Here is a 13,075-nt window from a genome sequence, read left to right on the forward strand (position 1 = left end):
CCGTTCTGGCCGCCGAGGAGCACGGTGCCGAGGATGCTCTGCGCTGGCTCGCGGAGCGCACGGGCCGCTGACCGCCGGTCTCCCTGAGCGCCGCCTGGCAGGTACCTGCGCCCTCCGAGCCTGCGCCCTACTCTGGGCGTGACCGCTCCGGCGACGACCGTCCGCGACCGAGAGGAGTCCGCCATGAGCGAGGCCCGCACTGCCGCCGCACCGTCACCCTCCACCGGGGGCGCCGCGCTCTCGCCGCCCACCCGCCGTCGTGCGCTGCGCATCCTCGTCGTCGTCCTCGCGATCGGCCAGCCGGTGTCGTCTCTCGTCTTCGACTGGCTGTCGCCCTCGACGCTGCAGTCGGGGGCCGAGTTCTCGCCGATCGTGCCGCCTGGCGCCTGGTTCGCGATCTGGGGCGTCATCATCGTCCTGAGCATCGCGTGGGCGCTCGCCCAGGTGCGGCCGTCGACGGTCACGGTCGACACGGGCATCCGCGACCGCCTCGCGGGGCCCACGGCGGTCGGCTTCGTCGCCGTCTCCCGCGGCTCGATCGTCTACGCGGTCACCGTCAGCTATGCGCTCGTCGGTGTGGGGCTGAGCACGGCGGAGGCCGGTCTCACGGCGCTCTGGATCACGTGCATCGCGGGCGTGAGCATCGTGTGGGCCTCGGTCATCGCCATCCGCCTGCTGGATGCTCGGCACCCCGCCCTCGGGGCGCGCAGTACCGAGGCTCACGGCCGCGCCCTCTGACCGCCCTCGGGCTCAGCTCACCCAGCCGAGCTGTCGCAGCCAGCGCGCGCACGCTGCCGTCCAGTCGGCGGCGTTGCCCGCCTGCTCGCCGTCCGGCACCCCGTCGACGAGGCCGAGGCCGTGGCGCCCACGGGGATACACGTGCAGCTCGTGCGGCACGGCGTGCGCCGCGAGCGCCGACGCGAGCCGGTAGGCGTGCTCCACGGGCACGGCGGCATCCTCTGCGGTGTGCCGGAGGAACGTCGGCGGAGCATCCCGCGTCACCATACGGTCGACCGACAGCGCACGCCGCGTCCACGGCGCCGCCCACCGCCCCATGAGGTTGTGGCGCGAGCCGGCGTGCGTCGGCAGCTGCATCGACACGACCGGGTAGCAGAGGATCGCCGCGTCGACGAGGTGACTGGTCGCGGATGAGCGCGAGGGGCCCGACATCGCGGCGTGGCCGGCGAGGTGGCCTCCGGCCGAGAATCCGAGGATGCCCAGCCGCCCGACCCCGTCGGCCCGCAGCTCGGCGACCCGCGTGCGCACCGCGTCGATCGGGCCGGGGTGGCGCGCGGCGTTCCCGTTGACCGATGCCACCGGGTAGTGCAGCACGCTCGCCGACAGGCCGAGCGACCGCAGCCACTGCGCGACCGGCTCGCCCTCGTGGTAGGCGTGGTGGCCGTAGCCGCCGCCCGGCAGCACGATGATGTGCGGCACCGTGCCGTCCTCCGGCGCGCTCACGGGGTGCCCGCCGCGAAGACGGCGTTCTGCAGCTCGTCGGGCCGCACGGGGTGCCACGGCTCGCGCGCATCGAGCCGATTGGTGAGCAGCACGAGGCACAGGCCGGTGGCAGGGGAGAGCCAGAACTGGGTCATCGACCAGCCCTCGTGGCCGAAGACGCTGTGGTCGACGAGGCCGGGGCGGCGCGGCAGGTTCCAGCCGAGGCCGAAGTTCTCGAAGCGCTTGCGCGGCTCCGGGTCGATGATGAACAGCCCCTCCGTGCGAGGCCGCTGCATCGCGGCGAGCGTCGGTGGCGAGACGACTGCGCCGTCGCCGGCGAGGACGGAGCGGCCGACCGCGAGCAGGTCCTCCGCGCTCGCCGCGAGGCCGGCGGCCGGATGCCGTTGCGCGAACATCGCCTCAGGGTCGTGCCCCATGACGTCCCCGCCGTGCACGCGCGGGGTGCCCGCCGTGTCGAAGGAGAGCCCCTCGGCGCCAACCGCGCTCGTGAGCTGCGCGAGCCGCGATTCGAGGGTGTCGCCCGTCGCGGATTCGAGGATCGCCGAGACGCCCGCCCACGCGAGGTTGTTGTAGCGGCGGGCGGTGCCGACGATCGTCTCGAGGGCCGTGCGCTCGATCGTCTCGTGCAGGCTCGTGGCGCCCGCGGGCATCGGAGCACCGAGCGGGTGGTCGACGATGCCGCTCGAATGGCTCATGAGGTGGGCGAGGGTGACGTCGGGGCTCAGGAACCCTGGCAGAGCATCCCGCAATCGGGCGTCGACAGTGAGGGAGCCCTGCTCGACTGACCGCATGACTGTGAGGGCCACGAGGGGCTTCGTGACCGAGTACAGCGCGAAGCGGTCCTCGGTCGTCGTCGGGCGGTCGTCGACGGCGCCGAAGGCCTCCAGATGCTGCGTGCCGGCGGCGTCGGTGATGCCGAGCACGGCGGCGGGGAAACGGCCGGCGTCGACGTGGCGCCGCACCCAGGCGGTAGCGGCGCTCCAGCGCGGATCGGCGGATGCGCCGCTCACGACGCTGTGCCCGCTCATGCGACTGTGTCGGTCACGTGCGGCAGAACCTCGGCGGCGATGAGGTCGAGGTGCTCGAGGTCGGTCATGTCCATGCACTGAAGGTAGACGCGACGAGTGCCGAGGTCGGCGACGCGCTGCAGCTTCTCGACCACCTGCTCGGGGGTGCCGACGAGCACGCCCTCCTCGGCCGCGGCGCCCGCCCGCCCGGGGTCGATGCCGGCCGCGGCGCAGCGACGCTCCAGCTCGGCTGGGGACGCCGCGACGATCGTCGGCAGTGCGACCGAGAGCGAGAGCGTGAGCGGATCGCGACCCTCCTCGCCGCACACGCGGTGCAGGTTCGCGAACGCGTCGCGAACCTTCTCCTCTCCCACGAAGCCGATGTTGAACTCGGTCGCGTAGCGGGCTGCGAGCTGCGGGGTGCGCTGCGGGCCGCCGCCGCCGACGATGAGCGGAACAGGAGACTGGACGGGCTTCGGCAGGGCGGGGGAGTCGGTCAGGGCGTAGTGCGCACCGTCGAAGGCGAAACGCGCGCCGACAGGGGTGCGCCACAGGCCCGTCACGATCGCGAGCTGCTCCTCGAGCATCCCGAATCGCTTCGTGGGAAAGGGGATGCCGTACGCCGCGTGCTCCTGCGCGAACCAGCCCGTGCCGAGGCCGAGCTCCACCCGGCCGCCCGACATCGCATCGACCTGGGCGACCTGGATGGCGAGGATGCCCGGGTGGCGAAACGTCATCGACGACACGAGCGTGCCGAGGCGGATGCTGCTCGTCTCGCGCGCGAGGCCCGCGAGCGTCGTCCACGCATCCGTCGGGCCGGGCAGGCCGTCGCCGTCACCCATGACCAGGTAGTGGTCGGAGCGGAACCAGCCGTCGAAGCCGAGCCGCTCGGCGTGCTGCGCCTGGCGCAGCATCGTCTCGTAGTCGGCCCCCTGCTGGGGCTCGGTGAAGACGCAGAACTCCATCGTGTGACCTCCGCCTTCGAGCCTAGAGGGCGCGGGCGGCGCCCGGCGCGGAGCTCGACTGCCTCAGGAATCGAGCGTGGCGAACGCCTCGTCGACGAGGGAGGCCAGCCCTTCGAGGTTCACCTTCTCGAGCGACGGGATCGTGAGAGCAGCGGCGCCCTGCTTGAGCGAGCCGAGCCGGCCCTGGTACTGGGCGAGCAGGTAGCCGCCCTCGGCGACCGCGTTCACGTAGAGGCTCACGTGCTTCTGCTGCTGCGCGAGGCCGAGCAGGAACCACTCGACGCTCTCGCCCTTCGGCCGGGGCTGCTCGATGCGCGCGTAGCCGATGATGCGCTGCTCGGTGCCGCCCCAGAACACGCCCTCCCAGAGCTCGCGCTCGCGGCCACCGAGCCGCTCGCCGATGAGCGCGTCGATCGCGCGCACGGTCTCGGCGTGCGGCCCGTCGAGACTCGCGAGGAACTCGTCGACGTCGGCACCGGTGCGCTCCATGGGGAGCCAGTGTAGGCGCGCTCGGCGGAGCGGGCCAGGAGCCCCTACTCTCGAAGCATGAGCATGCTCGACGGGCCCGGCGTCGTTCTCGGCGTGGCGTCGCTCGTGCTCGGGGAAGGCATGGAGCAGCGGCACGCCGAGCTCGTCGTGCGCGCGGGCGTCAACGCCGGCGCCGCGGCGCTCGACACGGCGCGGGCCTACGCCTCGGTCGAGGACGACGCTGTGGGCGAGCGGCTCGCCGTTGTCGCCGAGGAGCGTCGGCCGGGCATCCCGGTGATCACGAAGGCCGGCCACTACCGTCTCGGCACCGCCTCGTGGGACGCCGACGGCAGCGCCGCCCGGCTGCGCCGCGATGCGGAGCGCAGCGTCGAGGTGCTCGGGGGGCCACCCGCACTGCTACTGCTGCACCGCGCCGACCAGGTCGACGACGTCGCGGCATCGGTGCGCGCGCTCGACGAGCTGCGGCGCGAAGGGCTCGCGCTGCGGATCGGGGTCTCGAATGCCTCCGTGGAGATGCTCGAGCAGCTCGAGGGCATCGCCGAGATCGACGCCGTGCAGAACCGGCTCGGGCTCGGAGTCGAGTCTTTCGCCGAGTACCGGTACTGCCGTGAGCGCGGCATCGACTTCTTCGCCTACGCGCCCTTCGGCGGGCCGAGAGCCGCTCCTCTCGCGACGCGCGTGCCCCGGGTGGCGGCGCTCGCCGCCGAACGGGAGCTGTCGGTGCACCGACTCGCGCTCGCCGCGATGCTCGACGCGGTGCCCGGTTGCTGGCCGGTCATCGGGCCACGCCGCATCGAGAGCGCGGTCGACAGCATCCGCGCTCGCGAGCACGAGGTCGACGACGCGCTGCGCGCGGCGTTCGCTGACGATCTGACGTCGCGCGGGGTGTCGGTGCAGGAAGCCCCGAACGCGTGAGCGTGAGGAAGGACCCCGCCGCGACGACCACCACAGCGCCGCGACGGGGTCGGAGGGAGCGGAGATGCGCATCCCGCTCTCTCGAGGTCAGCCGCGCGGTATGAGCCGCTGCAGCTGAGTCACGTGGCCAGGCTCGAGCTCCTCGAGGGAGGTCACGCCGAGCAGGCGCATGGTGCGGGCGATCTCGGAGCCGAGGATCTCGATCGCCCGGTCGACGCCCTCGCGGCCGCCGGCCATGAGCCCGTAGAGGTAGGCGCGGCCGATCAGGGTGAAGCGTGCCCCGAGGGCGACGCTCGCGACGATGTCGGCGCCGGTCATGATGCCGGTGTCGAGGTGCACCTCGGTGTCGTTGCCGACCTCGCGCACGACCTCCGGCAGGAGGTGGAAGGGGATCGGCGCGCGGTCGAGCTGGCGCCCGCCGTGGTTCGAGAGGGTGATGCCGTCGACACCCAGATCGGCGAGCCTCCTCGCGTCGTCGACGGTCTGCACGCCCTTGACGACGAGTTTGCCCGGCCACTGCTCCTTGATCCAGGCGAGGTCCTCGTAGGTGACCGTGGGGTCGAACATGGAGTCGAGAAGCTCGGCGACGGTGCCGTCCCAGCTGGAGAGGCTCGCGAAGGCGAGCGGCTCGGTGGTCAGGAAGTCCCACCACCACCACGGGCGGGGGATCGCGTTGGCGATCGTGCCGAGCGTGAGGGCCGGCGGAATCGAGAAGCCGTTGCGCTTGTCGCGCAGGCGCGCGCCGGCGACGGGCACGTCGACGGTGACGAGGAGAGTGTCGAAGCCGGCCTGCGCAGCGCGGTCGACGAGCTGCATCGACTTCTCGCGGTCCTTCCACATGTAGAGCTGGAACCAGTTGCGACCCTCGGGCGCCGATGCTCGAACGTCCTCGATGCTCGTCGTGCCCATCGTCGACAGCGAGAACGGGATGCCCGCCGCAGCGGCCGCGGAGGCACCAGCCTCCTCGCCCTCGGTCTGCATCATGCGCGTGAATCCGGTGGGCGCGATGCCGAAGGGCAGCTCGACGCGCGACCCGAGCACATCCCATCCGGTGTCGACGCGGCTGACGTCGCGCAGGATCGCGGGGTGGAACTGGATGTCTTCGAAGGCTTGCCGCGCACGCCCGAGCGAGATCTCGGCCTCCGCCGCACCTTCGGTGTAGTCGAAGGGCGCCTTCGGGGTGCGCCGCTGCGCGATCGCCCGCAGGTCGTGGATGGTCAGCGCGCTCTGCAGCCGCCGCTTCTTCGCGTCGAGCGTCGCCTTCTTGAACTTCATGAGCGGCGCGAGCTCGCTCGGGCGGGGGAAGCGGCGTTTCACCATGGGGCTAATCCTTTGCGTGTGTCTGGTCGTAATGGCCGAGGAGCCGGTCGCGGGCGCCCTCGATGTGGGCTCGGGTGAGCTGCCCGGCGACGGCAGCGTCGCCGCGGGCGACGGCATCGAGGATGCTCTGGTGCTGGTCGACCACATCCCCGAGGGCGAGCAGCCGGTGCGATTGCACCTGCCCGGTGCAGAGCTCGATCTCGCCCATGAGCAGCCCGTGCAGGCGTGCGAGGCGCGGCGAGTGCTGCGCTTCGACGAGGGCGCGGTGGAAGGTCACATCTGCGCGGGCCAGTGGCGCGGTGTCGCCGTCGTCGGAGACGAGTGCATCGCTCAGCATGCGCTGGGCCGCGACGGCGTCGGCGGGGTGTGTGCCGCTCTCGGCGAGGTTGCGCAGGGCGGCGACCTCCACGGTCGCGCGCGCGGCGTAGAGGTCGACGATGTCGTCACGGGTCAGCTCGGGCACGCGCGCGGTCTTGTGCGCGGTGCGTCGCAGCAGCCCGTCGGCGACGAGGCGCTCGAGCGCGACCTTCGCGGTGGGGCGGGCGACGCCGAAGCGGTCGGCGATCGCCTGCTCGGTCACGGCCGAGCCTGGAGCCTCGCGCTGCGTGAGGATGCTCTCCCGCAGCGCCTCGTAGACGGCGTCGGGCACGCGCGTCACAGCGAGGGCTTCGGCGGTCATGCGCTCGACCGTACCAGATTGTTAGACAAGTGTACGAGGAAAGTATGGGCGAGCCCGCGCGGCGACGGAGCTACCGCGCGGTGCTCGCGCGCACCACGAGTTCGGGTTGGAAGACGACCTCACGGGGGTCGAGCCCCGGGTCGGCCACGGCCTCGAGCAGCAGGTCGATCGCGGTGGAGCCGATGAGCTGGCTCGGCTGCCGCACCGACGTGAGGGGCACGACGGCCGCGCTCGCGAAGTCGATGTCGTCGTAGCCGACGAGGGCGATGTCGTCCGGCACACGCAGGCTGCCGGTCATGACGAGAGCCTGCAGCACGCCGACCGCGAGCAGGTCGTTGACGGCGAAGATCCCGTCCGGACGGTCGGCCGGAGTGCGCGCGGCGACCTCCTCGCCGCCACGTCGGCCGTCGACGACCGTGAGCCCGGGGGCGTTGATGATCTCGAGCGTCGAGTCGGAGACCTCGGCGATCGCCCGCCGTGCGCCTGTCACGCGGTCGGCGACCTGGCGGATGTCGAGCGGCCCCGCGAGGAGCGCGATGCGGCGACGGCCGATGTCGAGCAAGTGGCGCACGGCGAGGTACCCGCCCGCGACGTCGTCGACGGCGACGGAGGAGAACCCCGTGCCCTCGCCGCGCCGGTCGACGAGCACGGCCGGCGTGCCGCGCTCGCGCAGCCGCTCGAGCCGCTCGGTGACATCTCCGAGAGGAGAGATGAGCACGCCGTGCACGCGCTGCTCCTCGAAGAGGTCGAGGTAGGTGGATTCCCGTGCAGGGTCCTCGTCGCTGTTGCCGAGCAGGATCGACAGGCCCTCGGCGGCGGCGCGGTCCTCGGCGCCGCGCGCGAGCTCGGTGAAGAACGGGTTGCGCACGACGAGCCCGACCGTGCGGCTGCGCCCGGCGCGCGAGGCCGACCCTGCGGGCCTCCACAATTCAGGAGATCCTGCACACGTGGTGCTGCCGCGAGTGCTGGATCCGCGCGCGTCGGTCGCCGTGGACGCCAACACTCCTGAATTGTGGGGATGCCGCAGCGGCATCGTTGTGGGGCCGGGTGCCGGCGACAACGCGGGCGCCGCACTCGGGCTCGGCGCGCGCCCCGGCGACGTCGTCGTCTCGATCGGCACGAGCGGCACCGTCTACGCCGTGAGCGCAGACCCGGTCGCGGATGCTCAGGGCACGGTCGCCGGGTTCGCCGACGCCGCGGGAGCCCACCTCCCGCTCGTCGCGACGCTCAACGCCGCGCGTGTGCTCGACGCCGTCGCGCGCCTGCTCGGTGTCGACCACGACGGTCTCGCCGAGCTCGCCCTCGCCGCGCAGCCCGGCGCCGACGGCCTCGTGCTGCACCCGTACTTCGAAGGCGAGCGCACTCCCAACCTGCCCGACGCGACCGCGACGCTCACCGGCCTCACGCTCGCGAGCACGACGCGGGAGAACCTCGCGCGCGCGGCGGTCGAGGGCATGCTGTGCGGCCTCGCCGACGGGCTCGACTCGATCACGGGCCTCGGCGTGCCGGCTGAGCGCATCCTGCTCATCGGCGGTGCTGCGCGCAGCGCCGCGGTCGGGCCCGTCGCGGCGCAGGTGTTCGGCGTGCCGGTCGTCATCCCCAAACCGGGTGAGTACGTCGCCCTCGGCGCCGCCGCGCAGGCGGCCTGGGCGCTCGGCGACGCGCGGCCCGAGTGGCCCGTCGAGACCTGGGCCGAGCATCCCGCCGATGCGCGCCCGGTGATTCGAGAGCAGTACGCCGCACAGGGCTAGCCTGGGGGCATGGCCGAGACGCGCTCCGCCCCGCCGATGCCGATCGTGACGCTCACGATCAACCCCGCGCTCGACGTGAGCACCTCCACCGAGCGCGTGCGTCCCGAGCACAAGATGCGCTGCGGCCCGAGCCGCGTCGACCCGGGCGGCGGGGGCATCAACGTGAGCCGGGTCATCCGGCGCCTCGGGGGTCAGTCGACGGCGATCTACGCGCTCGGCGGGCCGACCGGTCAGGCCTACCGCCAGCTGCTCGAGGCCGAGGGCATCATCGGTCGGGTCATTCCGATCGGCGGGTCGACGCGCGAGAACGTCACCATCGACGAGACGTCGACGGGCGACCAGTTCCGGTTCGTGCTGCAGGGCCCCGAGCTGAGCGACCGCGAGTGGCAGGCCGCGCTCGATGCGACGGAGGATGCGAGCAGGCTCGGCGGCTACGTCGTGCTGAGCGGCTCTCTCGCCCCGGGCGTTCCCGACGACTTCTACGCCCGGGCGACCCGAGCCGCCCACCGCCACGGCGCCCGTGCGGTCGTGGATGCCTCGGGCGAGGCGCTCGAGGCGGCGCTCGACGAGGGCGTCTTCCTCATCAAGCCGAGCGGACGCGAGCTCGGCGAGCTCGTCGGCGCGACCCTCACGACGATCGAGGATCGCGTCGCGGCCGCTGAGGAGCTCGTGCGGCGAGGCCGCGTCGAGACCGTCGCCCTCACCCTCGGCGGCGACGGTGCCGTGCTCGTGAACCGCGAGGGCACGACGCGGTTGCGTCCGCCCCCGATCGAGGTCGCCTCGACGGTCGGTGCGGGCGACAGCTTCCTCGCCGGGGTCGTGCTGCGCCTCGCCGAGGGGCGCGACATCGCGGAGGCGTTCCGCGCTGGAGTGGCGGCGGGGGCCGCCGCGGCGATGACAGCCGCGACCGAGCTGTGCCATCGCGATGATGTGGAGCGTCTCGAGAGCGAGTTGGCGGAGGCGTCGCACTGACGCTGTGCGCGGGAACGCCACCGGAGAGCGGCGTTCGAGGAAACATCGCCGCAATACTGCCCGAGTAGGGTGGGTCCATGGCCGACCTGTTCGAGGGATACGCGCCGACGCCGACTCGGCGCGGCTCCGCGGTCGCCTTCGACGAGATGTTCGCCCCCGACAGCGAGGTGCGCCTGCCCTACCGGCAGATCCATCAGGCTCTCGCCCAGATGAGCACCGACGAGCTGCGCGGCCGCACCGAGGCGCTCGCCGACAGCTATCTCGCACAGGGCGTCACCTTCGACTTCGCCGGCGAGGAGCGACCCTTCCCGCTCGACGCCGTTCCTCGCGTCATCGACCGTGCCGAGTGGGTCGACGTCGAGCGCGGCATCGCCCAGCGCGTGCGGGCTCTGGAGCGCTTCCTCTCCGACATCTACGGGCCGCAGAAGGCCATCGCCGACGGCGTCATCCCGGCCGGCATCATCTCCTCCTCCTCGCACTTCCACCGCGCCGCGGCGGGCATCCAGAGCGCGAACGGCGTGCGCATCCAGGTCTCCGGCATCGACCTCATCCGCGACGAGCACGGCGCGTGGCGCGTGCTCGAAGACAATGTGCGCGTGCCGAGCGGCGTGAGCTACGTCATCTCGAATCGCCGCGTCATGGCGCAGACGCTGCCCGAGCTGTTCGTCTCGATGCGCGTGCGCCCGGTCGGCGACTACCCGAACCAGCTCCTGCACGCCCTGCGCGCCTCGGCGCCGAGCGGGGTGGGGGAGCCGACGGTCGTCGTCCTCACGCCGGGCGTCTACAACTCGGCGTACTTCGAGCACACGCTCCTCGCGCGCCTTATGGGCGTCGAGCTCGTCGAGGGTCGAGACCTGTTCTGCTCGGGCGGGCGCGTCTTCATGCGCACGACGAGCGGCCCGCAGCGCGTCGATGTGATTTACCGCCGCGTCGACGATGAGTTCCTCGACCCGCTGACGTTCCGCGCCGACTCGATGCTCGGCACGCCGGGCCTCATGCTCGCGGCACGCCTGGGCAATGTGACGATCGCGAACGCTGTCGGCAACGGTGTCGCCGACGACAAGCTCGTCTACACCTACATGCCCGATCTGGTGCGGTACTACCTCGACGAGGACCCGATCATCCCCAACGTGGACACCTGGCGCCTGGAGGAGCCGGATGCTCTCGCCGAGGTTCTCGACCGCCTCGACGAGCTCGTGGTGAAGCCCGTCGACGGCTCGGGCGGCAAGGGGCTCGTGGTGGGTCCGGCGGCCGGCCGGCAGGAGCTCGACGAGCTGCGCACGCGGCTCATCGCCGACCCCCGAGGGTGGATCGCGCAGCCGGTCGTGCAGCTCTCCACCATTCCGACGCTCGTCGATGAGGGCATCCGGCCGCGTCATGCCGACCTGCGGCCTTTCGCGGTCAATGACGGCAGCGATGTCTGGGTGCTGCCCGGCGGCCTCACGCGCGTCGCCCTCCCCGAGGGGCAGCTCGTCGTGAACTCCTCGCAGGGCGGCGGCTCGAAAGACACCTGGGTCGTCGGCCGACAGGCGATGGTCTCCGACAGCCACGACATCCAGGGCATCGTCACCGAGCAGGCGACGGTCACCCAGTCGATCCCGATCATCACGGATGCCCACGCGCACCTGCCCGACCACAATCCGCAGGACGATCCTCGGCAGGACCAGCAACAGCAGCAGCAGCAAAGCGCGAAGAAGAACCCGAGCAATGGCGCTCCCCGTGGCAAGGGGGAGGCATCATGATGCTCAGCCGGATCGCCGAGAGCCTGTTCTGGATCGGCCGCTACGTGGAGCGCGCAGACGGCACCGCCCGCATTCTCGACGTGCACCTGCAGCTGCTGCTCGAGGACCCCTGGATCGACGAGGACACCGCGTGCCGGTCGCTCCTGAGCGTCATGGGCAGCGCCGTGGCGCCGGACCATGCCCTCACGCGCGGCGATGTGCTGAGCATCCTCGCCGTCGACCGGTCGCACCCCGCCTCGATTGCCTACTCGATCGGCGCAGCGCGCGAGAACGCGCGCCGCGCCCGCGAGGTCGTGAGCACGGAGCTGTGGGAGGCCCTCAACACGACGCGCGCCCGAATGCCGCGCCGCGTCGCCAACGACAAGGTGCACGAGTTCTTCGGCTGGGTGCGCGAGCGGTCGGCGCTCGCCGTCGGCATCGTCGAGTCGTCGTCGAGCCGCGACGAGTCGTGGAGCTTCTTCACGCTCGGTCGCAGCCTCGAGCGCGCCGACATGACCGCGCGCCTGCTCGCGACGCGCTCGCTCACCGAGGCCTCGGGTCCGTCGTGGACGACGATCCTGCGCAGCTGCGGCGCCTACGAGGCCTACCTGCGCACCTACCGCGGTGTACCGAGCGCCACGAATGCCGCCGAGTTCCTCCTGCTCGACCGGCTGTTCCCGCGTAGCATCCTCTACTCGGTCACGCGGGCCGAGAACTGCCTGCGCGACATCGAGCCGCGCGGCACGGGTCGGGCGGGCGTCGGCGATGCAGCCCTGCGCCAGCTCGGGCAGATCCGCAGCGAGCTCGAGTACCGCCCGATTCACGACATCCTCGACGACCTGCAGCGCCACATGGACGCGGTGCAGTCGGCGACGAGCTCGGCGAGCGAGGCCGTGCGTCAGCGCTACTTCCCGACGAACGCCGCTCCGAGCTGGGTGGGGGAGTCGTCATGAACCGCTTGCGCGTGCGCCACGTCACGGGCTTCCACTACGAGGGCGATGTCACCGCGTCGTACAACGAGGCGCGCATGCTGCCGGCGAGCTCGGACGGCCAGCTCGTGCTCTTCTCGCATCTCGACATCACGCCGCACTCGGCGCTGCACCACTACACCGACTACTTCGGCACGCGCGCGACGGCGTTCGAGCAGCTCGAGCAGCACCACGAGCTCGCCCTCACGGCCGACAGCCTCGTCGAGGTGCGCGAGCGTCCGGTGAACGGGGACCCGATCGGGTGGGATGCTCTGCCCGCGCTCTTCGACCGCTCGATCGCCCTCGTGGAGAGCACGCGGCAGACGCGCCTCACGATGCCGCCCGAGGAGGTCGCCGAGCGCGCCCGCGAGCTCGGTGGGTCTCTGCCACCAGCGGAGGCCGCGCGCGCGATCTGCGACTGGGTGCACGAGAAGGTCGAGTACATGTCGGGCGTGACGGGCGTGCACACGACCGCCGCGGAGGCCTGGCAGGACCAGCGCGGTGTGTGCCAGGACATCGCGCATCTCGCGCTGGGCGCCCTGCGCACCGCGGGCATCCCGGCGCGTTACGTGAGCGGCTACCTGCACCCGGTTCCGGATGCCCAGATCGGCGAGACCGTGGCGGGCGAGTCGCACGCCTGGGTGGAGTGGTTCGACGGCGGCTGGCGCGGCTACGACCCGACGAACGCGATCGAGATCGGCGACCGTCACGTCATCGTCGGCCGAGGCCGCGACTACACCGACGTTCCGCCGCTGCGCGGGGTCTACGCGGGGCCGGCGAGCTCGCGCCTCTTCGTCACGGTGGAGATCACGCGCGAGGCGTGAGCG

General features: G+C 72.1%; 13 protein-coding genes and 1 pseudogene. 7 read left to right on the top strand and 7 right to left on the bottom strand.

From position 1 onward, the window contains the following. Positions 1–183: 183 nt before the first annotated feature. Positions 184–738 carry a hypothetical protein gene (locus FK219_RS09670; RefSeq protein ID WP_152582564.1) on the top strand — a complete coding sequence of 185 codons (555 nt, stop codon included), beginning with the start codon at positions 184–186 and terminating at the stop codon, positions 736–738. Positions 739–750: 12 nt separating this feature from the next. Here the strand turns inward: FK219_RS09670 and FK219_RS09675 are convergent, their stop codons facing one another. The 4 genes from FK219_RS09675 to FK219_RS09690 form a co-directional block, all read right to left on the bottom strand. After that, positions 751–1,461, bottom strand: coding sequence for an alpha/beta hydrolase (locus tag FK219_RS09675; protein WP_152582565.1), 711 nt, complete (start codon positions 1,459–1,461; stop codon positions 751–753). Continuing rightward, positions 1,458–2,489 (bottom strand): serine hydrolase domain-containing protein, encoded by a 1,032-nt coding sequence (locus tag FK219_RS13750; RefSeq protein ID WP_152582566.1) that lies wholly within the window; start codon positions 2,487–2,489, stop codon positions 1,458–1,460. The genes FK219_RS09675 and FK219_RS13750 overlap by 4 nt, the downstream gene beginning before the upstream one ends. Beyond that, positions 2,486–3,433 carry an LLM class F420-dependent oxidoreductase gene (locus tag FK219_RS09685; protein ID WP_152582567.1) on the bottom strand — a complete coding sequence of 316 codons (948 nt, stop codon included), beginning with the start codon at positions 3,431–3,433 and terminating at the stop codon, positions 2,486–2,488. The genes FK219_RS13750 and FK219_RS09685 overlap by 4 nt, the downstream gene beginning before the upstream one ends. Before the next feature lie 63 nt (positions 3,434–3,496). Continuing rightward, complete coding sequence (locus tag FK219_RS09690) at positions 3,497–3,922, bottom strand: DUF1801 domain-containing protein (RefSeq protein ID WP_152582568.1); 426 nt, start codon at positions 3,920–3,922, stop codon at positions 3,497–3,499. A 57-nt stretch (positions 3,923–3,979) separates the two neighbouring features. On the opposite strand from FK219_RS09690, the gene FK219_RS09695 reads away from it, so the two are divergent. Beyond that, positions 3,980–4,837, top strand: a complete 858-nt coding sequence (locus tag FK219_RS09695; protein WP_152582569.1) for an aldo/keto reductase — start codon at positions 3,980–3,982, stop codon at positions 4,835–4,837. 87 nt (positions 4,838–4,924) lie between these two features. On the opposite strand, the gene FK219_RS09700 is transcribed toward FK219_RS09695, so the two are convergent. From FK219_RS09700 to FK219_RS09710, 3 genes are all read right to left on the bottom strand, one after another. Beyond that, a complete protein-coding gene (locus FK219_RS09700; protein ID WP_152582570.1) occupies positions 4,925–6,157 on the bottom strand; it encodes an alpha-hydroxy acid oxidase in 1,233 nt (410 codons plus the stop codon). Between the two features lie 4 nt (positions 6,158–6,161). Continuing rightward, positions 6,162–6,836: a GntR family transcriptional regulator gene (locus tag FK219_RS09705; RefSeq protein ID WP_152582571.1), complete on the bottom strand. Its 675-nt coding sequence runs from the start codon at positions 6,834–6,836 to the stop codon at positions 6,162–6,164. A gap of 70 nt (positions 6,837–6,906) precedes the next feature. After that, a complete protein-coding gene (locus FK219_RS09710; RefSeq protein WP_235923889.1) occupies positions 6,907–7,764 on the bottom strand; it encodes a substrate-binding domain-containing protein in 858 nt (285 codons plus the stop codon). 19 nt (positions 7,765–7,783) lie between these two features. Between FK219_RS09710 and FK219_RS09715 the strand changes: the two are divergent. The 5 genes and pseudogenes from FK219_RS09715 to FK219_RS09735 all read left to right on the top strand — a co-directional run. Then, a pseudogene (locus FK219_RS09715) lies at positions 7,784–8,587 on the top strand (FGGY-family carbohydrate kinase); the annotation flags it as partial. A gap of 9 nt (positions 8,588–8,596) precedes the next feature. After that, positions 8,597–9,559, top strand: coding sequence for a 1-phosphofructokinase family hexose kinase (locus FK219_RS09720; RefSeq protein ID WP_210416811.1), 963 nt, complete (start codon positions 8,597–8,599; stop codon positions 9,557–9,559). Between the two features lie 77 nt (positions 9,560–9,636). Continuing rightward, on the top strand, positions 9,637–11,301 hold the full coding sequence (locus FK219_RS09725) for a circularly permuted type 2 ATP-grasp protein (protein WP_152582574.1): 1,665 nt from the start codon (positions 9,637–9,639) through the stop codon (positions 11,299–11,301). Next, complete coding sequence (locus FK219_RS09730) at positions 11,301–12,233, top strand: alpha-E domain-containing protein (RefSeq protein ID WP_152582615.1); 933 nt, start codon at positions 11,301–11,303, stop codon at positions 12,231–12,233. Before FK219_RS09725 ends, FK219_RS09730 begins: the two co-directional genes overlap by 1 nt. Beyond that, positions 12,230–13,072 (top strand): transglutaminase family protein, encoded by an 843-nt coding sequence (locus tag FK219_RS09735; protein WP_152582575.1) that lies wholly within the window; start codon positions 12,230–12,232, stop codon positions 13,070–13,072. The genes FK219_RS09730 and FK219_RS09735 overlap by 4 nt, the downstream gene beginning before the upstream one ends. The last annotated feature ends 3 nt before the right edge of the window (positions 13,073–13,075 follow it).

This window comes from Microcella pacifica (genome assembly GCF_009371975.2).
Taxonomy (GTDB): Bacteria; Actinomycetota; Actinomycetes; order Actinomycetales; family Microbacteriaceae; genus Microcella; species Microcella pacifica.

What these genes read in the sequence shown, in the direction of transcription:
- FK219_RS09730 (WP_152582615.1), top strand. Translation starts at nt 11,301, where the DNA reads ATGCTCAGCCGGATCGCCGAGAGCCTGTTCTGGATCGGCCGCTACGTG.
- FK219_RS09705 (WP_152582571.1), bottom strand. Translation starts at nt 6,836, where the DNA reads ATGACCGCCGAAGCCCTCGCTGTGACGCGCGTGCCCGACGCCGTCTAC.
- FK219_RS09725 (WP_152582574.1), top strand. Translation starts at nt 9,637, where the DNA reads ATGGCCGACCTGTTCGAGGGATACGCGCCGACGCCGACTCGGCGCGGC.
- FK219_RS09720 (WP_210416811.1), top strand. Translation starts at nt 8,597, where the DNA reads ATGGCCGAGACGCGCTCCGCCCCGCCGATGCCGATCGTGACGCTCACG.
- FK219_RS09690 (WP_152582568.1), bottom strand. Translation starts at nt 3,922, where the DNA reads ATGGAGCGCACCGGTGCCGACGTCGACGAGTTCCTCGCGAGTCTCGAC.
- FK219_RS09700 (WP_152582570.1), bottom strand. Translation starts at nt 6,157, where the DNA reads ATGGTGAAACGCCGCTTCCCCCGCCCGAGCGAGCTCGCGCCGCTCATG.
- FK219_RS09685 (WP_152582567.1), bottom strand. Translation starts at nt 3,433, where the DNA reads ATGGAGTTCTGCGTCTTCACCGAGCCCCAGCAGGGGGCCGACTACGAG.
- FK219_RS09695 (WP_152582569.1), top strand. Translation starts at nt 3,980, where the DNA reads ATGAGCATGCTCGACGGGCCCGGCGTCGTTCTCGGCGTGGCGTCGCTC.
- FK219_RS09670 (WP_152582564.1), top strand. Translation starts at nt 184, where the DNA reads ATGAGCGAGGCCCGCACTGCCGCCGCACCGTCACCCTCCACCGGGGGC.
- FK219_RS09735 (WP_152582575.1), top strand. Translation starts at nt 12,230, where the DNA reads ATGAACCGCTTGCGCGTGCGCCACGTCACGGGCTTCCACTACGAGGGC.
- FK219_RS13750 (WP_152582566.1), bottom strand. Translation starts at nt 2,489, where the DNA reads ATGAGCGGGCACAGCGTCGTGAGCGGCGCATCCGCCGATCCGCGCTGG.